This window comes from Pseudomonadota bacterium (assembly GCA_041395565.1).
Taxonomy (GTDB): domain Bacteria; phylum Pseudomonadota; class Gammaproteobacteria; order UBA9214; family UBA9214; genus UBA9214.
Window position 1 is genome coordinate 29,040 of record JAWLAI010000003.1, and the last position, 18,740, is coordinate 47,779.

24 protein-coding genes are annotated in these 18,740 nt (G+C 60.1%); 4 read left to right on the forward strand and 20 right to left on the reverse strand.

Features of this window, described 5'->3' with window-relative positions; genetic code table 11:
• Positions 1-87: 87 nt before the first annotated feature.
• Complete coding sequence (locus tag R3F42_03360; GenBank protein ID MEZ5541061.1) at positions 88-720, reverse strand: VPLPA-CTERM sorting domain-containing protein; 633 nt, start codon at positions 718-720, stop codon at positions 88-90.
• 162 nt (positions 721-882) lie between these two features.
• Here R3F42_03360 and R3F42_03365 point away from each other — a divergent pair, with 162 nt between their 5' ends.
• Entirely contained in the window at positions 883-1,143 is a 261-nt protein-coding gene (locus R3F42_03365; GenBank protein ID MEZ5541062.1) for a hypothetical protein, read from the forward strand.
• A gap of 8 nt (positions 1,144-1,151) precedes the next feature.
• On the opposite strand, the gene R3F42_03370 is transcribed toward R3F42_03365, so the two are convergent.
• The 10 genes from R3F42_03370 to R3F42_03415 form a co-directional block, all read right to left on the reverse strand.
• Positions 1,152-1,496: a hypothetical protein gene (locus R3F42_03370; protein MEZ5541063.1), complete on the reverse strand. Its 345-nt coding sequence runs from the start codon at positions 1,494-1,496 to the stop codon at positions 1,152-1,154.
• Between the two features lie 69 nt (positions 1,497-1,565).
• Positions 1,566-1,775, reverse strand: a complete 210-nt coding sequence (locus R3F42_03375) for a BrnA antitoxin family protein (GenBank protein ID MEZ5541064.1) — start codon at positions 1,773-1,775, stop codon at positions 1,566-1,568.
• On the reverse strand, positions 1,768-2,064 hold the full coding sequence (locus R3F42_03380) for a BrnT family toxin (GenBank protein MEZ5541065.1): 297 nt from the start codon (positions 2,062-2,064) through the stop codon (positions 1,768-1,770). The genes R3F42_03375 and R3F42_03380 overlap by 8 nt, the downstream gene beginning before the upstream one ends.
• A 138-nt stretch (positions 2,065-2,202) precedes the next feature.
• The gene (locus R3F42_03385) at positions 2,203-2,463 is read right to left on the reverse strand and encodes a DUF2442 domain-containing protein (GenBank protein ID MEZ5541066.1); all 261 of its coding nucleotides are present in this window, start codon (positions 2,461-2,463) and stop codon (positions 2,203-2,205) included.
• Positions 2,423-2,662, reverse strand: a complete 240-nt coding sequence (locus tag R3F42_03390) for a DUF4160 domain-containing protein (GenBank protein MEZ5541067.1) — start codon at positions 2,660-2,662, stop codon at positions 2,423-2,425. Before R3F42_03390 ends, R3F42_03385 begins: the two co-directional genes overlap by 41 nt.
• Before the next feature lie 85 nt (positions 2,663-2,747).
• Positions 2,748-3,014, reverse strand: coding sequence for a type II toxin-antitoxin system RelE/ParE family toxin (locus R3F42_03395; protein ID MEZ5541068.1), 267 nt, complete (start codon positions 3,012-3,014; stop codon positions 2,748-2,750).
• Positions 3,001-3,234 (reverse strand): ribbon-helix-helix domain-containing protein, encoded by a 234-nt coding sequence (locus R3F42_03400; protein ID MEZ5541069.1) that lies wholly within the window; start codon positions 3,232-3,234, stop codon positions 3,001-3,003. Before R3F42_03400 ends, R3F42_03395 begins: the two co-directional genes overlap by 14 nt.
• Before the next feature lie 182 nt (positions 3,235-3,416).
• Complete coding sequence (locus tag R3F42_03405) at positions 3,417-3,968, reverse strand: hypothetical protein (GenBank protein MEZ5541070.1); 552 nt, start codon at positions 3,966-3,968, stop codon at positions 3,417-3,419.
• Positions 3,969-4,043: 75 nt separating this feature from the next.
• On the reverse strand, positions 4,044-4,571 hold the full coding sequence (locus tag R3F42_03410; protein ID MEZ5541071.1) for a hypothetical protein: 528 nt from the start codon (positions 4,569-4,571) through the stop codon (positions 4,044-4,046).
• 101 nt (positions 4,572-4,672) lie between these two features.
• Positions 4,673-4,915, reverse strand: a complete 243-nt coding sequence (locus R3F42_03415) for a hypothetical protein (GenBank protein MEZ5541072.1) — start codon at positions 4,913-4,915, stop codon at positions 4,673-4,675.
• Between the two features lie 910 nt (positions 4,916-5,825).
• Here R3F42_03415 and R3F42_03420 point away from each other — a divergent pair.
• The gene (locus R3F42_03420; GenBank protein MEZ5541073.1) at positions 5,826-7,223 is read left to right on the forward strand and encodes an integron integrase; all 1,398 of its coding nucleotides are present in this window, start codon (positions 5,826-5,828) and stop codon (positions 7,221-7,223) included.
• A 16-nt stretch (positions 7,224-7,239) separates the two neighbouring features.
• Here the strand turns inward: R3F42_03420 and R3F42_03425 are convergent, their stop codons facing one another.
• Both R3F42_03425 and speA read right to left on the reverse strand, forming a co-directional pair.
• Complete coding sequence (locus tag R3F42_03425) at positions 7,240-8,121, reverse strand: NAD(P)-dependent oxidoreductase (protein ID MEZ5541074.1); 882 nt, start codon at positions 8,119-8,121, stop codon at positions 7,240-7,242.
• A 105-nt stretch (positions 8,122-8,226) separates the two neighbouring features.
• Entirely contained in the window at positions 8,227-10,104 is a 1,878-nt protein-coding gene (gene speA, locus R3F42_03430) for a biosynthetic arginine decarboxylase (GenBank protein MEZ5541075.1), read from the reverse strand.
• A 185-nt stretch (positions 10,105-10,289) separates the two neighbouring features.
• On the opposite strand from speA, the gene speE reads away from it, so the two are divergent.
• Positions 10,290-11,141 (forward strand): polyamine aminopropyltransferase, encoded by an 852-nt coding sequence (gene speE / locus R3F42_03435; protein ID MEZ5541076.1) that lies wholly within the window; start codon positions 10,290-10,292, stop codon positions 11,139-11,141.
• Between the two features lie 154 nt (positions 11,142-11,295).
• Here the strand turns inward: speE and R3F42_03440 are convergent, their stop codons facing one another.
• The 3 genes from R3F42_03440 to R3F42_03450 all read right to left on the reverse strand — a co-directional run bounded on the left by R3F42_03440 (position 11,296) and on the right by R3F42_03450 (position 13,317).
• Positions 11,296-11,742, reverse strand: coding sequence for a DUF4124 domain-containing protein (locus tag R3F42_03440; GenBank protein ID MEZ5541077.1), 447 nt, complete (start codon positions 11,740-11,742; stop codon positions 11,296-11,298).
• Positions 11,743-11,911: 169 nt separating this feature from the next.
• A complete protein-coding gene (fetB, locus tag R3F42_03445; GenBank protein ID MEZ5541078.1) occupies positions 11,912-12,697 on the reverse strand; it encodes an iron export ABC transporter permease subunit FetB in 786 nt (261 codons plus the stop codon).
• Positions 12,694-13,317, reverse strand: a complete 624-nt coding sequence (locus tag R3F42_03450) for an ATP-binding cassette domain-containing protein (protein ID MEZ5541079.1) — start codon at positions 13,315-13,317, stop codon at positions 12,694-12,696. The genes fetB and R3F42_03450 overlap by 4 nt, the downstream gene beginning before the upstream one ends.
• 81 nt (positions 13,318-13,398) lie before the next feature.
• On the opposite strand from R3F42_03450, the gene R3F42_03455 reads away from it, so the two are divergent.
• Positions 13,399-13,635, forward strand: coding sequence for a CDGSH iron-sulfur domain-containing protein (locus R3F42_03455; GenBank protein MEZ5541080.1), 237 nt, complete (start codon positions 13,399-13,401; stop codon positions 13,633-13,635).
• A 383-nt stretch (positions 13,636-14,018) separates the two neighbouring features.
• Here R3F42_03455 and R3F42_03460 read toward each other — a convergent pair whose 3' ends face one another.
• From R3F42_03460 to R3F42_03475, 4 genes are all read right to left on the reverse strand, one after another.
• Positions 14,019-15,320 (reverse strand): ammonium transporter, encoded by a 1,302-nt coding sequence (locus R3F42_03460; GenBank protein MEZ5541081.1) that lies wholly within the window; start codon positions 15,318-15,320, stop codon positions 14,019-14,021.
• Positions 15,321-15,346: 26 nt separating this feature from the next.
• Entirely contained in the window at positions 15,347-15,685 is a 339-nt protein-coding gene (gene glnK / locus R3F42_03465; GenBank protein MEZ5541082.1) for a P-II family nitrogen regulator, read from the reverse strand.
• Positions 15,686-15,936: 251 nt separating this feature from the next.
• Entirely contained in the window at positions 15,937-17,235 is a 1,299-nt protein-coding gene (locus R3F42_03470; GenBank protein MEZ5541083.1) for an ammonium transporter, read from the reverse strand.
• A 239-nt stretch (positions 17,236-17,474) separates the two neighbouring features.
• The gene (locus R3F42_03475) at positions 17,475-18,740 is read right to left on the reverse strand and encodes an ammonium transporter (protein ID MEZ5541084.1); all 1,266 of its coding nucleotides are present in this window, start codon (positions 18,738-18,740) and stop codon (positions 17,475-17,477) included.

Below are 18,740 nucleotides of genomic sequence, written 5' to 3' on the forward strand. Positions count from 1 at the left end.
AACCTATAACGTTACAGGTTACTAGTCGGAAATTGCAGTCTAACAGTTGCTTTCAGAGGCAACGACGACGTCCTCTGGAAGGCATTGTTAGGGGTGGTTTTTCGCGATTCTTAAAATACCATTGCTATGCTTTCTAGCCACTGTGCCAAGAATTGTGATCCCAGACAACAGTAAGAGAACTGCCGATGGTATTGGCACTGTGGCATACACAAAGTCGTCCATCGTTATGGCATCAAGATTAATCCCAGAAGTGCCAGAAAGAATTTGGATGCTAGAAATCCCTGGTGCTGCGATTCCAAACACCTTTGCTGCGCTACCTATAGGTTTTACGATATTTAGGTGCTCAATGAGATCACCATTCGCATTTAGCGCATTCATTTCCCAGCTTGTAGCGTTGATCGCCATAAGTGAGAAAGCGACTGCATTTATGGGCGTGTCAAAATTAATTAATGCCTCTCCATACAAACCAATAACTCGTCCGGATTGGCCAATACCAAAGGCATCTTGAGAAAAATAATTGCCACCAAATTGTATGGTATCGACAAAGGAGACAGGACCAACGCTGAAGTCGTTTAGATATTCATTGGTCGTATACTGATCAAAATTGATAGTCACGCCATTAGCCAGTGCAGGATCGCTAAAATCTGTAATTGGAGCCGCGTATGCCTGGCTAGTTAAGATTAGCCCTATCAACATCAGATATTTTGATGTATGTGACATATCTCTTCCTCTCAATTATGTATGTACGGCCATAAGATGTTCCGCCCCTAGCGCCCAGGTAAGCGGCGCTCAGCTCGGAGCGATTGATCGCGCAGCAATGGCGAAGCCATTCACGAGCAGGCGCGGAGTGCTGAGCGTCCGAGTGAGCCACTGGCGAACGACTTGACCGCCTTGTTAGCTGCTTTGCAAAGCATGGATTTTCCAGATCGCGTCTTTGATTTTGTACTTGGCGCGCTCAGTAGCCGTGATGGAAGAGATAACAGCCAACACATGCATCGAATTATGCTAAATGGCTATGCGCAGGTTTTCCCGCGCAAACACCTTCGAAGAGACTCGCTCTCCAGCAATTTCCAAGGTTTCCGCGTACGTAAAGCCAAAAACATCAACGTAGTGCTTTTGCTTCTTTTTACTCGTTGCGTTTAAAAAGCGCTCTAGACTTTCTCCCGTGCTCTTAACCTCATGCACGAATTCATTTCGCACTTCACCAAGGGCGAAATAAATTTGCGTTCTTCTTCATCTAAGAGCTCTAGATCTTTCGCAAGCCTCAGTTTCCCCCTAGCGCGATCTCCGAGTTCAAGGCGAGAAACGAAGGATTCAAGGCGGCTTTCTCCGAATTTCTCAGTGATCAGCTTCGAAATCGCCGCTTCGTATAAAGCATGGAGTTTTATGACGAATGACCAATCATCTTCGGTGACGAGCCGAACAAAAAAGCCTTTCGCAAGGCCAAGGCCTTCTTCTAGTTCGGCTACTGCAGCGAGGAGTTCGTCGTTTTCCATTTCGCAGCTATCGGCTCGCCTCAGGCGCGCGGCGTAGCCGCGTCGCTTTGGAGGCGGTTGTTATGTGCATCATGCCCACTTTATCTTTAAATCCCGACTCTGCTCTGCACAGTCCCTAAGATACAGATTGATCAGGCTCTGGTAAGGAATGCCTTTCTGTTCGGCCAGTGCCTTGAAGTAGGCAATGGTGTCCTCGTCAAGCCTGATAGTAATTTGCTTCTTCAGTTTCGAAGCATATGGATTCTTTTTGGATTTGGAAAAATCGTATTTGTCACGCATTTCTAAAGCCCTCATATTCACGCCGCTCGGAGCGATTTGCCTTACGGGCTGAGATGATTCGAATGGTGTCCTGATCTTCCCGATAGCAATGGCATACAACAAGAAGTCGAAGCTGAGAACTCAGCCCCAGGAGGATAAAACGATCCTCCCCTTCGGAGTGGTCAGGATCAGCAATAATTCGTGCATTTTCATCAAAATATGCCGTCTTTGCTTCAGAAAAAGAAACGCCATGCTTCTTCCGATTCGCCGCATCCTTCCGGCGATCCCATTCGAATTTGAGCCCATCCATGGCAATATATTGTAGTTATACTGTATTTACAGTCAAGGAGTCACGCTTATTGGGTTCGATGCACATAACGTTGGAGCTCTGCCGTTGCCGAAGGAGCGCAAGCGACGTAGGCAATCGGCAGGAGTGACTTGTTATACGTCACTTAGCTTTGAGCGGGAATTTCTCTGGATTCTCGATAGTCTCTAACCCCAAATCGACATCGAGATCTGGCCAATAGAAATGACCGGGGCTTTGTTCTTCAACATTAAGTACTTTTCCAACCGGGGCATCCTTGAACCACGGAAAATCTTCATAGGACATGAAGTATTCACAATCACCCACTAGCAACCAGACTCCATGGCTTGAGATATTTGTAACCTCAATTCCCGAAGTGGCTATTCCATGCGGCCTTGAACTCATCGTAATGCCCTTCAATGATCGTTTCGATTTCCTTCAGCTGTATCTTAGTCAATCGGTAGTTTTTCGCCAACTCCAGCCTGGGTTCTAACCAAAATTTGGCTTCTCCATCAGGACTATAAATATGCACATGCGGCCTTGATTCCTCTCGGGAGAAGAAAAAGAACCGGTACCCACCTTCCCTGTGTATCGTCGGACTCATCTATTTCCTTGGTGACGTATAACAGTTGAGCTCTGCCGTCGCCGAAGGAGCAGCAGCGACGAAGGCGATCGGCAGGAGTGATTTGTTAGAGGGCTTTATATACATCCTTGCGATGCCCTACCTTAACGACTGTTACGGTAAGTTCCTTATCAGCAATACCGTAAACAATACGGTAGTTACCTTGACGTATTCGATATCTATCATGCCCGGATAGTTTTTTTGCACCAACTGGGCGTGGATCGTCTGCCAGTTGGCCTATACGACGAATTATCTTCTGCCGCTCTTTCTTTTGCGGTATTGCTTCAATTTCTTTAACCGCAGAACGCCTGATTGTGACCCTATATTTTTCCACGCCGCTTGAGATCTTTTACGACGTCTTCGAATGGGAGGCTTGGCTCGTTCTGTCTTTCTTCGAACGCCGCCAAATCTTCTGCGTCTTCAGCAAGGCTAAGCTGAACTGCCTCATTGACCAGGTCCGACATCGAACGATCGGTCTCGGCAGCCTTGACCCGAAGCGCCCGATGTAACTCGGGGTCAAAGTAAACGGTCGCTCTTTTGGGATTTTTGCTCATGGGCCACTTATAGCACTATGACGTCATGACGTCAAGTAGCTAGTTCGGAAGCCCTCTAACGCCCAGGTAAGCGGCGCTCAGCTCGGAGCGACTGATCGCGCAACAATGGCGAAGCCATGCGCGAGCAGCCGCGGAGTGCTGAGCGTCCGAGTGAGCCGCAGGCGAACGGCTTGACCGCCTTGTTAGGCTTTTTTGGCCTTAATGATTGCAATGGCTTCCTCTTCGGTAACTTCCGGCAGCTCTGACACGACGCCAATCAGTTTCTCCACGATTTGATGACAACGGCCACCTACCGCTTCTAGCTCCTCGTTAGAAAAGACGGAAACATCGCGCTTCTCTCTCTTGGCACTCGGAACACCACCAGAAAACCGGGTTCCAAATAGCTCACTATCGTGCGAACGAGACCAGCAGAAGTGCGCAATCCGATTTCTAGTTATCCTCAGCTGATCGATTTCTTTGAGCAAGGCACGAATCAGCTCAAGTGACTCCTTCTCAACCAGTGCTCCCCTATATCGATGCTCTTGAATCTCAAGCGCCTCGCAATTGGCTTCGATAAGTTTCAGCGCCGACTTTCCCTCCGCATGCGTTCTGGACGGATACTCGGGAGAGAGCAGAAGCCGACTGAGAAGGATGCTTAAAAGAAACTGAATGTTCGACCACTCAACGGTGATGAAACCAATCAGGCGCAGTTGCTCATCCGTGAGCGCCGAGTACTTTGATGAATGACTAAGCACGTTTATTCAGCCTAACGGCTGAAGCCAGCCGCGCCTGCGTAGCAGGCGTCGGACTGGGCTGATTTGTTATACGCATCATTCAAAATACGGTGGCTCAATATTATTCATGAACAGATGAACAATATCTTCGGAAGAAGATATTACTGTTCGTTTAGCCATGCCATTTACAATAAGCCATTCGCCCACAAACGAACCAGCAGCATCTGAAAATAGCCCACGTAAGGCACAGTTATTTTCGTCATAACAATGTGCTCCAAGATATTTTACTGTGCCCTTGTACTCCAGCGGCCTGTTACCCCAAGCGTTATACATCCCTGCCGTATCTAGATCATAGGATTTACCAGATATAGATAGAGATAGCCGCTTGAGATATGAGTGAGGCATATCGAAGGCGGCACCAAAGGGGAATGAACCATCTATTGTGCAAGGCATATCTGAGTCTTTGCAGTTTTTAATTTCGTGCTCAGCAGGCAAGAATCTCGCTTCTTCTATTTGAACAGTAATTCCATTGCCCAAGTCAAACTCCTTGACATCGTCAGCCCGTGTCAAGCTCGACAACAGCAGTAACAGAGATAATGCGAATAGGAGGCTATGTTTTTTCATGCGTATAACGTTTGAACTCTGCCGCGCCGAGCGCAGCGAGGGAACCCTTGACGCCGGGAGCGAAAGCGAGCGGTGTCAAGGGCGTCGGCAGGAGTGATTGGTTAGGCATCATTCCCCCTAACCTTGCGTCTTTCTTTACTGGCATATTCATTTTCCAGTAGTACGTGTACAGCTCTCACCAAACCCAGATAGGAATCTTTCAACCATTCATTACGTTCCTCAACAGCTTCTTTTAAGGCTGACATAGCAACTTCCATAGCTTTAAAAAGGTCGTCTGCCCGCACAGATTCTTGGACTCTTTCCCCTGTTTTCTTAAATCTATCTTTACTCTCTTCCGTGGACATATGATTAATTCATTGATGCCTAACGTCTGAGGCCAGCGGCGGCCGTGCGAAGGGCGCGCCTTTTTGCGCAAGCAAAAAGCGTGCGCGAGCCGGGCGTCCGCTGGGGCGATTGGTTAGGAATCACTTCCGCATCCTCTTGCTTTGAAGTACGAAGCATTACAATGCATGCATTTCCCTATTGGAAATGCGCCACCGTAAAATCTTCTAAAGAATACGCCGCTCAACTCCCCGCAGCACGGGCAGGACGTAAATGCACAAACCACACCAGACAAACTACCCACCAGAAAAAGGCCTACACCAAACCATTGAACAGACGTTCCGATGGCAAGATAAGCACCAACTGGGATGGCAGCGACGAAAATGAGAAATAATATTCTCATTCTGCGCATCTTCCTCTGATCAGAACTGACTTCCATATTGTCTCATGTGATTCCTAACGTATTGAGATGAATCGCGTGCGCCAGCACGTCGATTCGATCGAGTTGTTAGATTTTCCGCAGGCATGTCGAGGTTCAAAGCCCTTCGGCACGGTGCGACCCTGGATGTCCCGATGCAGCCGGAAAAGTGCGCCGAGGGACGGGCTCGAAAAAATAATGGGCAAAGCGAAGTGAAGCGAGTGCTGGTTGAAGCTGCGCTTAACCAGACTTGTTTCACTTCGCTTTTCTACCATGTTTTTCTCTCCATGTTCAGCATCCCTTGCTACTTCGTTCCATCTCACAGACCTGGTTTTTTGCTTTGGGAATCTTCCTCTGTCGCCTGTAGGAATCTAACAGTTGATTAGGCGGAATCCGTTTCTGACGTAATAGTGCGGATTCGTCCTATTGTGCGAATTAGTGAAGCTGCCTAACATGCGTGACATATAATGTTCCCCCGGTGCTGTTCACACCTCTTTTTTCACCACGGAAGCCACATGCCGCACGCCCCCGTTACTGCCCCTGGTACCGCGGCGCGGTTCTTCGATAACTACCTGGAATGCCTGCGTAAAGCTTCTATTCCGGAACGGCAGAGACGCTGGTATGTAAAGCGTATCGAAGCCTTTATTAAGGCTCAAAACGGCCGCAGGATCAAGTCACTTTCCGGACAGGAAATCGCCACTTACCTGGAAACGTTAGGCCGCGAAAATCGACTTGAAGGCTGGCAGTTTCGCCAGTGTGTAAATGCTATCCGGATTCTCTATTGCAATCTTTTATTGACCTCGGCCGCAAACGAAGTGGATTGGCGTTACTGGGCCGACTCTGCTCAAGACCTGGAAGCCGAACATCCGACAACAGCACACGAGTACACCCCTGAAGAATTGTCCTGGCTGAAAATCAGGCGGGGCGATGGGCCTCTCAACAAAGTCCGGGAAATACACCGGGAACTTCTCGTACGGCTCGCGAACGAGATACGCAGGCGCGGATATGCCTGGCGTACCGAGCAGAGCTACGAGCAGTGGATCTGCAGATACATCCTGTATTGCGACAATACTCCGCCGGAAAATACCGGAGCGGAAGAAGTTAAGTCATTCTTAAGTCATCTGTCGATCAGCCGTGATGTCAGTTCAAGCACGCAGAACCAGGCACTTTGTGCCCTGGTTTTCATGTATCAGCAGGTGCTGGGGCGTGAACTCGGTGAACTGCAGGATTTCGCCCGTGCAAAGCGTCCACGTAACCTGCCCGTGGTACTCAGCCGTAACGAAGTATCCGCACTACTCGCTCAAATGCAGGGCATGAACCGTATACTGGCTGCGTTGTTGTATGGTACGGGCATGCGTCTGCTGGAAGGGCTCAGGCTCCGCGTGCAGGATATCGATTTTGAATACCGGCGCATTCACGTGCACCAGGCGAAGGGCAAAAAAGATCGCTATGTGCCCCTGCCACAGAGTCTGACTGATGACTTGCGGCTGCAGATTGACAAGGTTCGCGCGTTACACGAACAGGATATTGCTAACGGACACGGTGAAGTCCGTTTGCCCCATGCCCTTGCACGAAAGTATCCAGGCGCCGGGCATGAATTGAAGTGGCAGTTCCTGTTCCCTTCAGGTCGTCTTTCCGTGGATCCCCGCGGAGGTAAAATCCGCCGGCACCACCTGCATGAAAGTGCATTGCAGAGGGCCGTGAAACGTGCAGCTGTCGCCTGTCATCAACATAAACGGGTGGGCTGCCATACACTTCGCCACTCCTTTGCCACCCACCTGCTGGAAGCGAACTACGACATCCGGACAGTTCAGGAACTGCTCGGTCACGCTCATGTATCGACCACAATGATTTACACGCACGTGCTTAATCATCCAGGTGTTGGCGTAACCAGCCCGCTTGATTTACCCTGACTGGATAAAACGATTATCACGCACTCATGGTTCCCGATTTGCGGAACAGTGCCTGCTTCTCCCGGAACAGCGCGGAGATATCCGCGTCGCCGAAGCCCGCCTGCATCAGCCGGCGGTAATGAATCAGCGTCATCTCCACCACCGGCATGGACACGCCCAGCTCGGCGGCCATCGCCTTGCAGATCGCGAGATCCTTGTGGTGCAGCGCGACGCGGAAGCCGGGCTCGAATTTGCCGCGGGCCATGGTCGGGCCGCGGTGGTCGAGAAACCAGTTGCCGGCCGCGCCGCTGCCGACCACCTCGATGACCGCCTCCAGCGGCAGCCCGAGCGCCTCGGCGAAGGCCAGCGCCTCGGTCACCGCCTGGTTGATGCCGGCGGCCATCACCTGGTTCACCGCCTTGGTGGCCTGTCCCGCGCCGACCGGGCCCATGTGTTCGACGCGCGCGGCGATGCTGGCCAGCACCGGACGGATCCGCTCCAGCACCTGCGCATCGCCGCCCACCATCATGGCGAGCCGGCCATTGCGCGCGCCCTCGGTGCCGCCGGAGACCGGCGCGTCGAGAAAGGCCGCGCCCGGCGGCAGCGCGGCGGCGGCCTGCTGCGCGGTGGCCCGGCTCACCGTGGAGGTGTCGAGCACCACGCTGCCCGCGCGCAGTGCGGGCCGGACGGACTCGACCAGCTCCAGCACGTCGGCATCGGCGGACACGGAGAGTATGACCAGCTCGCAGGCACGCGCCAGCTCGGCCGGCGTCGCGGCGACCGCCACGCCGGTCTCCTCGCGCAGCAGCAGCGCCTTGTCCGGCGTGCGGTTCCACACCGCGGCAAGATGACCGGCCGCGTGCAGGTTGCGCGCCATCGGCGCGCCCATGGCCCCGAGGCCGATGACACCGGTTTTCATGGATTATCCTTCCGCTGCTAGAGAAAAGGGGTCGGAGTCAATTACGTTCGCGTGCCGGTGAATAAAGACAACCCGGTGATCGTAATTGACTCCGACCCCTTTTCGTTACTCGTCTTCCATGTAGGTCGTGCCGGTCAGGCCGCCCTCCAGCGCCTGCAGGCACATGGCGCGTTCCGCACCCTTGAGGCCGGCGGCGTTGAGCTTCTCGCGGTAGCGCGCCATCAGGCGCTTGGGCTCGAACTCCACGTAGCGCAGCAGCTCGTCGACGGAGTCGGCGTGGCGCGGGTCGACCAGGCGGTAGCCGCCGGCGCCGTCGAACTCGACGTTCACCGCGTCGGTGTCGCCGAACAGGTTGTGCATGTCGCCGAGGATCTCCTGGTAGGCGCCGAGCAGGAAGAAGCCGAACAGGTAGGTCTCGTTCGCGTCCAGGGCATGCACCGGCAGCGTCGACTCGACGCCGTTGCCGTCCACGTACATGCCGACCTGGCCGTCGGAATCGCAGGTCAGGTCGTGCAGGATCGCGCGCCGCTGCGGCCGTTCGTCGAGCCGCTGCAGCGGCACGATCGGGAAGATCTGGTCGATGCCCCACACGTCGGGCATGGACTGGAACACCGAGAGGTTACAGAAATACTTGTCGGCCAGGCGGCGGTTGATGTCGTCCAGCTCGGGCGGCGGCGTAGCCTGCGCCGCGAGCAGGCCCTGCACCCGGCGGCACAGCGCGTAGTAGAGCGACTCGCCGTGCGCGCGCTGCTCCAGGCTGACGTTGCCGATCAGGTACAGCCCGCGCAGCTCGGCGAGGTACCCGCCGCCCTGCAGGTAGCTGTCGAGCGCGGTGTCGGCCGTGCACTGCGCCAGCGTCGTGCGCAGCGCATTGATCGGCGCGATGTCGCTGCCGGCGCCGGCATCGGCCGCGCCCAGCACCTGCTCGGTGTCGAGCACGTTGGTGATCAGCACGGCGTGATGCGCGGTCAGCGCGCGCCCCGACTCGGACATCAGGTCCGGCGCGGGCAAGGCGCGCGCCCGCGCGATCTCGTTGAACACGTCGACCACGGTCTGCGCGTAGCGGTCGACGTCGTAGTTCATGGAGCATTCGCTCTGCGAGCGCGTGCCCTCGTAGTCGATGCCCAGGCCACCGCCGACATCCACGGTGGTGACCGGCGCGCCGGCGTTGCGCAGCTCCACCCAGGTACGCGCCACCTCCAGCAGGGCGTCGCGGAACACCTCGATACTGGCGATCTGCGAACCGGGATGGCAGTGCAGCAGCGTCAGGCGTTCGAGCAGCTGCGCCTCGCCAAGGCGCGCCAGCAGCGCCAGCGCGCCGGCCGCGGTGAAGCCGAACTTGGAGCGGTCGCCGCCGGTGTTCTGCCAGTTGCCGGAGGTCACCGTGGACAGGCGCACGCGCAGGCCGAGTTCCGGCTGCATGCGCATGGCGCGGGCCGTGCCGATGATCAGCTCGAGCTCGGAGAGTTTCTCGATCACCAGCACCGTGCGGTGGCCCAGGCGCTGCGCGATCAGCGCGAGGCGGATGTACTCGGCATCCTTGTAACCGTTGCAGATGATGGTGCCGCCGGCCGGCAGGCTGCCGATCACGGCCATCAGCTCCGGCTTGCTGCCGCATTCCAGGCCGAGGCGCGCGCCGCCGTGCGCGACCAGGGCGTCGACCACGTGCTGCTGCTGGTTGACCTTGATCGGGTAGATCGCCGTGTACTGCGCCGCGTAGCCGGTCAGCCGCATGGCATGCGTGAACGCGCCGTGCAGCCGGTCGAGGCGGTTGCGCAGGATGTCGGTGAAGCGCACCAGCACCGGCAGGGTCAGGCCGTCCTCGTGCAGCCGGTCGACCAGGGTGACCATGTCGATGGCGGGGCCGTCGGCGCGCCCGGACGGGCGCGCGAGCAAGTGGCCGTCGGCGCCGACGTCGAAATAACCCCCGCTCCAGCCGGGGATGTTGTACTGCCTGCGGGCGTCATCGGGTGTCCAGGTCATGGCAGGCAAGATAATGTCAGCGCGCGGCAATAGCAACCGATGGGGGATCAATGGGGTCAGACTCGATTGATCCGCCACTCAATCCAGTTGATTGATCAATCGAGTCTGACCCCATTGATCCCCATTGATCCCGCCCGGCCCGTGCGTGTATCGTCGCCCCGACCGACCATAACGGGGACACAGCCGTGACAGACAAAGACCAGTGGTTTACCGAAATCTACGAAATCGGGGGATCCGCGTTCGGCGTCAAGATCCGCGAACGGCTGCACAACGAGCAGACCGCGTACCAGCACATCGACATCTACGCCTCGGAGAAATTCGGCAACGTGATGGTCATCGACGGCTGCTACATGCTCACCGCGCGCGAGAACTTCATCTACCACGAGATGATGTCGCACCCGGCGCTGTTCACCCACCCCTCCCCGGAACACGTGGTGATCATCGGCGGCGGTGACTGCGGCACGCTGCGCGAGGTGCTCAAGCACGGCCGCGTCACCCATGCCCTGCAGGTCGAGATCGACGAGCGCGTCACGCGCCTGGCCGAGGAGTTCTTCCCGGAACTCTGCGTGGCGAACGACGACCCGCGCGCCGAATTCCTGTTCGGCGACGGGATCAAGTGGATGCAGGAGACCACGCCCGGCACCGTCGACATCGTGATCGTCGACAGCACCGACCCGGTCGGCCCGGCGGAAGGCCTGTTCACGGAAGCCTTCTACCGCGACTGCCACCGCGCGCTGGGCACGGACGGCATCCTCATCCAGCAGAGCGAGTCGCCGCTGTACAACATGGACATCATCAACCCCATGCACAAGGCCATGCGCGCGGCCGGGTTCGTCGACGTGCAGACGCTGTTCTTCCCGCAGCCGTGCTATCCGTCCGGCTGGTGGAGCGCCACCATGGGCAGCAAGCAGCCCATGGCGGGACGCTTCCGCGAGCAGGATGCCGCCGGCAAGCGCTTCGACACGCGCTACTACAACGCCGCCATCCACAAGGCCGCGCTGACCCCGCCGGAGTTCTTCAAGCAGGCGCTGGAGTAGAACCTGCCTTACCACAGGTTCTGTGATTGGAGAGCGTCATTGCCGCCTGTGCGGGCATGACAATAAACTGCGCCAGCCATGGCAATCGGAAGTTAGCGCCAGGTTCCATGCGCGCTGCAGCACTGTACGCGTGCAGTCAGGTCTGCACAGGCCGTCAGTCGCACCACTGCTGCACGCTCGCGCGCGCCTGCTCGACGGCCTGCGCGCGCTGCGCGTCCGGCAGGTACTCGCGGTTACCCGCCGCGTCCAGCCGGTAGACGCGGCCGGCGCGCTCCATGTTGCGCAGGTGGTCGCGCGCATGGTTGCAGCGCGACTGCCGCTGTGCCTGTGCGGCCTGCGCCTCCTCGGCCTGGCGCTGCTTCAGCTGCCGCTCATCGTGCAGGGCATCGAGCAGGCGGCGGGTCTTGTCCATGCGGGCAGCGGGTGATTCCGCCGGTGCCGGCGGGGTGTCGAGCTTGCGCAGACTGTGGGCGTCGGTGTCGCAGGGGGTATCGCGGTATTGCACGCTGCCGTCCGCACCCGGGCACTTGTAGACCTGGGCGATCACCGGGCCGGCTGCCAGCACCGTGGCGAACAGGGCTGTCGCGATCTGTCGTTTCATGCCATCTCCTGCTCCCCGCCGGGGTGCGCTACGGGAATCCAAGCTACGCAAATGCAGCCAGGCTATCGGCCCGCACGCAGGATTTTGAACGCCGCAGATGTGCATGCCGGCGCGTTTCGCAGGCGGCGCTCCGGGCCCGGCATGCGCCATGCGCGGACACGGTCCGCGCTTACACCAGCCGGTCCAGGCACAGCCGCTGGCGGACATCGAACAGGTGGCGCGCGCTGATGCTGACCGCTGCGAGCGTGCCCAGACCCGTGCCGGCGGTGATCAGGAACATGATCAGGATCTGGTACTTCACGGCCTCGACGGGCGGCGCCCCGGCCAGGATCTGGCCGGTCATCATGCCCGGCAGGCTGACCACGCCGGCGGCGGCCATGGCGTTGATGATCGGGATCATGCCGCTGCGGATCGCCTTGCGGCGGTAGTCCGCGATCGCCTCGTCCCAGCGCTCGCCCAGCATGAGCCGCGCCTCGATGATATTGCGCTGCTCCCAGGCCGCCTGCGTGAGCCGGTCCATGGCGATCGCGATGCCGTTCATGGTGTTGCCGAGCAGCATGCCCAGCAGCGGAATGGCGTACTGCGGCGCGTACCAGGGCTGCTCGCCGAGGATGACGACGAGCGCGAAGATGGTGATGGCGAACGAGGACAGGAACATCGAGACCGTGCCGACGGCGTAGCCCCAGCCGCCGCGAAAGCGCCGTTCCTGGCGCTGCATCACCTCGCGTCCCGCGATCAGCAGCATGCACAGCGACAGCAGCGCCACCCAGAGCGGATGCGAGCTGGCGAACAGCGCCTTCAGCACGAAGCCGATCAGCGAGAGCTGCACCGCGGTGCGCGCGGCCGCGATCAGCAACTGCCCGCTGAGGCCGGTGCGCAGGCGGATGGACAACAGCGCCAGCAGCAACACGAGCACCGCAGCCAGGGCGAGGTCGAGGGTGTCGAGCGTGATCATGCGTAGCGCTCCAGCGCCGTCTCGACCAGGTGGCCGCCCTGCAGCGCCATGTGGCGGTTTGCCACGCGCGCGACCTGGCCGCGGTCATGGCTGACCCAGATGGCCGCCGCGGCATGCGCCCCGAGGTAGTCGCCGATGAGCGCCTCGACGCGGCGGGTGTTGTCTGCGTCCAGGTTCGCGGTCGGCTCGTCCAGCAGCAGCACGCGCGGCCCGTTCGCGAGCAGGCGCAACAGGGCCAGGCGCTGGCGCTCGCCACTGGACAGCCGCGCGACCGGCCGCTGCAACACGGCGCTGTCGAGGCCGAGCCGCTCCAGCCCCGCTGCCGCGCCGTCGGTGAAATGATCGCAGGCCCGCGGCAGCCACCAGCTGCTCTCGGGCGGCAGCAGGCCGGCCTGCCGGCGCCATTGCTCGGGCGCCATGTCGCAGGCATCCACGCCCGCCAGCATCAGCGCGCCGCCGTGCGGATCGAGATCGGCGATGGCGCGCAACAGCTGCGACTTGCCGCTGCCGGACTCGCCCGTGATGCACAGGCAGTCGCCGGTGGCGAGCGCGAACGTGACCGGGCCGAACATCGGCCGGTCCAGATCCTTGATTTGCAGCAGGGGCGATGTTCTACTCATCCGGACCACCGGGGACAGGTCCTGCCATCAGGTGCAAGCGAGGACTGCCGCCGAATTACCAAAGCTTGTGAAGAGGCCATTATGTCAGAACCCGTGATTGCACAGAAAGCGCCCTATGCCCAGGAACTGGAGCCCGGCACCTACTGGTGGTGCGCCTGCGGCCGGTCGAAAAAGCAGCCGTTCTGCGACGGCTCGCACCAGGGCAGCGACTTCACCCCGGTGAAGTTCGAACTCACCGAGAAGTGCAAGGTCTGGCTGTGCGGCTGCAAGCACAGCAAGGATGCGCCCTTCTGCGACGGCACGCACAACGGGCTGTAGGCGCGGACCGTAGCTGCAAAACTCTGCCAGCGATATTCACGCTAGCGAAACGCGCCTGCAGCTGTTTCAGGAGAGCGGGCACAGCCTGCGAATGCGTCGTGTCTTTGGTGATCCCGGTGGCGGTTATCGAGACTTACATAAATGGTTGTCAATAGTCGCCGTCATTCCGGCCAAGCGTGCTTGGCGAGCGCGAGCCGGAATCCAAAGAATATAGTGCAAGTCTGATTCCCGCCTGCGCGGGAATGACGCCAAAAAATGAATTACCTGTAATGCAATTATGTCAGTCTCAATAGTTGCCTTTCGGGCGCCTTGACAGCCTGGCGTGCCACAACGGGAAAGGGCGCCATGCGGCGCCCTTTCCCGTGCCGCGGCACGAACCGCGGTTACAGGTTGTAGCCCACCTCGTCGTGCAGCACGATGTCGAGACCCTCCGTTTCCTGGTCGCTGGTCACGCGCAGACCGATGACGGCGTCGATCAGCTTGAGCAGGATCCAGGTCAGGATCGCGCAGTAGACGAAGGTCGCGATGACGCCGACGAACTGCACCCATACCTGCTGGCCCATGGTCACGCCCTCGGCCAGGCCGGCACCGCCGAGCACGCCCACGAACACGCCGGCCATCAGCGTGCCGATGATGCCGCCGACGCCGTGCACCGGGAACACGTCGAGCGAGTCGTCGACCTTCAGCACCTGCTTGAGGTAGCTGGTGCAGAGGTAGCAGATCACGCCGGCGGAAAGGCCGATGATGAGCGCACCGGCCGGGCCGACGAAACCGGAGGCCGGGGTGATGGTGCCCAGCCCCGCGACCATGCCGGTGACGATACCCAGCACGCTCGGCTTGCCGTGCCGCATCCATTCCATGGTCATCCAGGCGAGCGAGCCGGCGGCGGCGCTGATATGCGTGACCAGCATCGCCATGCCGGCGTCGCCGTTCGCGGCCAGCGCGCTGCCGGCGTTGAAACCGAACCAGCCCACCCACAGCATGGCCGCGCCGATCAGGGTCATGGTCATGTTGTGCGGCGGCATGGCGACGCTGCCGAAACCCTTGCGCGGGCCGAGCACCAGCGCCGCGACCAGCGCGGCCGCACCGGCGTTGACGTGCACCACGGTACCGCCGGCGAAATCCAGGAGGCCCATGTCCTGCAGCCAGCCGCCGCCCCAGACCCAGTGCGTCACCGGCGCGTAGACCAGCACCAGCCACAGCGCGGAGAACCACAGCATGGCCGAGAACTTCATGCGCTCGGCGAACGCGCCCACGATCAGCGCCGGCGTGATGATGGCAAAGGTCAGCTGGAACATGGAGAACACGCTCTCGGGGATGGTGCCGCTCAGGCTGTCGCGCCCGATGTTGGCCAGCATCAGCTGGTCGAAGCCGCCGACCCAGCGGTTGAGGCCGCCGCCGTCGCCGAAGGCCAGGCCGTAGACGAACACCAGCCAGAGGATGGAGACCATGCAGGTGATGGCGAAGCACTGCATCAGCACCGAGAGCACGTTCTTGCTGCGCACCAGGCCGCCGTAGAACAGGGCCAGTCCGGGGATGGTCATGAACAGCACCAGCACCGTCGAGGTCAGGATCCAGGCGGTATCTGCCGCGTTCAGCTCGTCCGCGTGGCCGGCGATCGGAAACAGGCAGGCAACGGCGCACGGCAGCAGGGTCTTGCACTGCTTCAGGGCAGCAGGTTTCATGGCATGTCTCCCTTCTTTTGCTTGTTCTAGAGTGCGTCCGGGCCGGTCTCCCCGGTGCGGATGCGGATGGTCTGTTCCAGGCTGGTCACGAAGATCTTGCCGTCGCCGATCTTGCCGGTGTTCGCGGCGCCGGTGATGGCGTCGATGACCGTATCGACCTTGTCGGATGGCACGCCGATCTCGATCTTGACCTTGGGCAGGAAGTCGACCACGTACTCGGCGCCGCGGTAGAGCTCGGTGTGCCCCTTCTGGCGTCCGAAGCCCTTGACCTCGGTCACGGTGATACCCTGCACGCCGATTTCCGACAGCGCCTCGCGCACGTCATCGAGTTTGAACGGTTTGATGATGGCTGTGATGAGTTTCATTTTTTATCCTCCGGTGGGCAGACTGGCGCGTAGCCGGCGGAATCATACCAGAGGCCGCACCGGTTTGGTGCCACCTCCGGGGCGGCCCGGGCAAGTGCGGGCGGGGACAGGGCACGATTTCCTTGCAAGCGGCAGTCGGGGCTGGCCTGCAGGCAAGCGGAAATCGTGCCCTGTCCCCGCTCGATCGCGCGGCGGCACAAAAAAAACGGGCGCCGAAGCGCCCGTAAAGACTGCCGATCAACGGCTTGCGATCAGAGTATGTAACCGCGCTCGTCGTGCTGGCTGACGTCCAGGCCCATCGTCTCCTGCTCTTCCGTGACGCGCAGACCGATGACCAGGTCGACCACCTTCAGGATCACGAAGCTGCCGACGCCCGAGTACACCAGGGTGAACAGCACGCCCAGGATCTGTGTCCACACCTGGCCGCCCATGGTCACGCCCTCGGCCAGGCCGACGCCGCCCATGCTGGAAGCGGCGCAGACACCGGTCAGGATGGCGCCGATGATGCCGCCCACGGCATGCACGCCGAACACGTCGAGCGAGTCGTCGTAGCCGATCGCGCGCTTGAGCTTGGCGGCGGCGAGGTAGCAGCCCACGCCCGCGGCGACGCCGATCAAGAGCGCGCCCATCGGGCCGGCGGTGCCGGAAGCCGGCGTGATGGCGACCAGGCCGGCGACCGCACCGGAGGCGATACCCAGCACGCTGGGCTTGCCGTGGGACATCCACTCCGCGAACATCCACGCCAGCGCCGCGGTTGCCGTGGCGATCTGGGTCACGGCCATGGCCATGCCGGCGGTGCCGTTGGCGGCCACCGCGCTGCCCGCATTGAAGCCGAACCAGCCGACCCACAGCATCGAGGCGCCGACCACGGTCAGCGTCAGGTTGTGCGGCGGCATGGCAGTTCCGGGAAAGCCCTTGCGCTTGCCCAGCACAAGGCAGGCGACCAGGCCCGCGATACCGGCGTTGATATGCACGACCGTGCCGCCGGCGAAATCCAGCACGCCCAGGTCCCAGAGCAGGCCGCCGTCACCGCTCCACACCATGTGCGCGACCGGCGCATAGATGACGGTGAACCAGATGCCCATGAACCACAGCATGGCCGAGAATTTCATGCGCTCGGCGAAGGCGCCCACGATCAGCGCGGGGGTGATGATGGCGAACGTCATCTGGAAGGTCATGAAGACGCTTTCCGGAATCGCAGCCGTGAGACTGTCGACCGTCATGCCGCTCAGAAACGCCTTGCCCAGCGTGCCCACGAAGGAATTGAAGTTCGTGACGCCGGCCTCCATGCCGGTGGTGTCGAAGGCCAGGCTGTAGCCATAGATTGTCCACAGCACCGAGATCAGTCCGGTGATGGCGAAACACTGCATGAGCACCGACAGCACGTTCTTGGAACGCACCATGCCGGCGTAGAACAGCGCCAGGCCGGGGATGGTCATGAACAGCACCAGGGCCGTGGACGTCAGCATCCATGCCGTGTCACCCGAATTCAGTGCGGCATCCTCGGCCAGCACCGGGGTTGGTAGCAGCAGCACGGGTGTAATTGCCATGAGGGCACCCGCAGCCCGTTTAGTTAGTTTGTCCATAGATACTCCTCTCCGGCATGAAAAGGTAAGGGCATCCGCACCTGTTGCGCCGGTATGCGTACGGATGTATCCCCCGGAACCACAGGCGATTGGCCGGCACCGGTACTGCTTGGGTGCCTGCAAGGCACCGGCCAATCGGCTCTGGCCCCCGGAAAAAAGCGGGCGCCGGAGCGCCCGCAATCTGGAGGGCAGGTTGGTACAAGCTATTTGCCCGAGCCTTGTGCACCCACGAACTCCGGGTAGGCTTCGAGGCCGATCTCGGCGAGGTCGACGCCAGCGTATTCCTCTTCCTCGCTGACACGGATGCCGATCGTCATCTTCAGCAGCGACCAGACGATGATGCTGGTGACGAAGGTCCAGGCAAAGATGGTCCCCAGGCCGGTCAGCTGCGCGACGAGGCTGGATTCCTCGTTGCTGATGGTGACCGCGATCAGTCCCCACATGCCGACCACGCCGTGCACCGAGATCGCACCCACCGGGTCGTCGATCTTCATGCGGTCGAGGCCGAGGATCGCGAACACCACCAGCACGCCGCCCACGGCACCGATCAGGGTGGCCACCAGCGGGGTCGGGGTCAGCGGTTCGGCCGTGATCGCGACCAGGCCGGCCAGCGCACCGTTCAGCGCCATGGTGAGGTCGGTCTTGCCGAACAGGATGCGCGCCACCGCCATCGCCGCGATCACGCCGCCGGCCGCCGCCATGTTGGTGTTGACGAACACCAGCGCGACGCTGTTGGCCTCGGCCACGTCGGAGACCTTCAGCTCGGAGCCGCCGTTGAACCCGAACCAGCCCATCCACAGGATGAAGGTTCCCAGCGTGGCCAGCGGCATGTTCGCGCCCGGGAAGGCATTGACGCTGCCGTCGGGCCGGTACTTGCCCTTGCGCGCGCCGAGCAGGAGCACGCCGGCCAGCGCCGCGGTCGCACCGCACAGGTGCACGACGCCGGAGCCCGCGAAGTCCAAAAAGCCCAGCGCATCCAGGCCACCGCCGCCCCACTTCCAGTAACCCTGCATCGGGTAGATGAAGCCGGTCATCACGACCGCGAACAGCAGGAAGGCCCACAGCTTCATGCGCTCGGCCACCGCGCCCGAGACGATCGACATGGCAGTTGCCACGAACACGACCTGGAAGAAGAAGTCGGACAGGCCGGAGTAGTAGGTGTCGCCACCACTGGCCAGCACGGCTTCCGCCGTGTTGTCGCCCTTGCCCAGGATGTGGCCTAACCCTGGCCACCAGGGGCTGACCGCAGCATCGCCCGGATACATTATGCTGTAGCCGTAGAGCATGTACATGATGCAGGCCACGGCGAACAGGGAGATGTTCTTGGTCAGGATTTCGGCGGTGTTTTTCGCACGCACCAGGCCGGCTTCGAGCATGGCAAAGCCCGCCGCCATCCACATTACCAATGTACCGGTTACCAGGAAATAGAAGGTATCCAGTGCGTAACTGAGTTCAGTCAGCGCCTCCAC

Bases quoted from the DNA above. Each gene is read 5' to 3' on its own strand.
- R3F42_03460 (MEZ5541081.1), bottom strand. From the start codon at position 15,320: ATGAAACCTGCTGCCCTGAAGCAGTGCAAGACCCTGCTGCCGTGCGCC.
- R3F42_03385 (MEZ5541066.1), bottom strand. From the start codon at position 2,463: ATGAGTTCAAGGCCGCATGGAATAGCCACTTCGGGAATTGAGGTTACA.
- R3F42_03370 (MEZ5541063.1), bottom strand. From the start codon at position 1,496: ATGGAAAACGACGAACTCCTCGCTGCAGTAGCCGAACTAGAAGAAGGC.
- glnK (MEZ5541082.1), bottom strand. From the start codon at position 15,685: ATGAAACTCATCACAGCCATCATCAAACCGTTCAAACTCGATGACGTG.
- speA (MEZ5541075.1), bottom strand. From the start codon at position 10,104: ATGACCTGGACACCCGATGACGCCCGCAGGCAGTACAACATCCCCGGC.
- R3F42_03380 (MEZ5541065.1), bottom strand. From the start codon at position 2,064: ATGGATGGGCTCAAATTCGAATGGGATCGCCGGAAGGATGCGGCGAAT.
- R3F42_03410 (MEZ5541071.1), bottom strand. From the start codon at position 4,571: ATGAAAAAACATAGCCTCCTATTCGCATTATCTCTGTTACTGCTGTTG.
- fetB (MEZ5541078.1), bottom strand. From the start codon at position 12,697: ATGATCACGCTCGACACCCTCGACCTCGCCCTGGCTGCGGTGCTCGTG.
- R3F42_03390 (MEZ5541067.1), bottom strand. From the start codon at position 2,662: ATGAGTCCGACGATACACAGGGAAGGTGGGTACCGGTTCTTTTTCTTC.
- R3F42_03375 (MEZ5541064.1), bottom strand. From the start codon at position 1,775: ATGCGTGACAAATACGATTTTTCCAAATCCAAAAAGAATCCATATGCT.
- R3F42_03470 (MEZ5541083.1), bottom strand. From the start codon at position 17,235: ATGGCAATTACACCCGTGCTGCTGCTACCAACCCCGGTGCTGGCCGAG.
- R3F42_03420 (MEZ5541073.1), top strand. From the start codon at position 5,826: ATGCCGCACGCCCCCGTTACTGCCCCTGGTACCGCGGCGCGGTTCTTC.
- R3F42_03360 (MEZ5541061.1), bottom strand. From the start codon at position 720: ATGTCACATACATCAAAATATCTGATGTTGATAGGGCTAATCTTAACT.
- R3F42_03400 (MEZ5541069.1), bottom strand. From the start codon at position 3,234: ATGAGCAAAAATCCCAAAAGAGCGACCGTTTACTTTGACCCCGAGTTA.
- R3F42_03450 (MEZ5541079.1), bottom strand. From the start codon at position 13,317: ATGAGTAGAACATCGCCCCTGCTGCAAATCAAGGATCTGGACCGGCCG.
- R3F42_03425 (MEZ5541074.1), bottom strand. From the start codon at position 8,121: ATGAAAACCGGTGTCATCGGCCTCGGGGCCATGGGCGCGCCGATGGCG.
- R3F42_03455 (MEZ5541080.1), top strand. From the start codon at position 13,399: ATGTCAGAACCCGTGATTGCACAGAAAGCGCCCTATGCCCAGGAACTG.
- R3F42_03440 (MEZ5541077.1), bottom strand. From the start codon at position 11,742: ATGAAACGACAGATCGCGACAGCCCTGTTCGCCACGGTGCTGGCAGCC.
- R3F42_03415 (MEZ5541072.1), bottom strand. From the start codon at position 4,915: ATGTCCACGGAAGAGAGTAAAGATAGATTTAAGAAAACAGGGGAAAGA.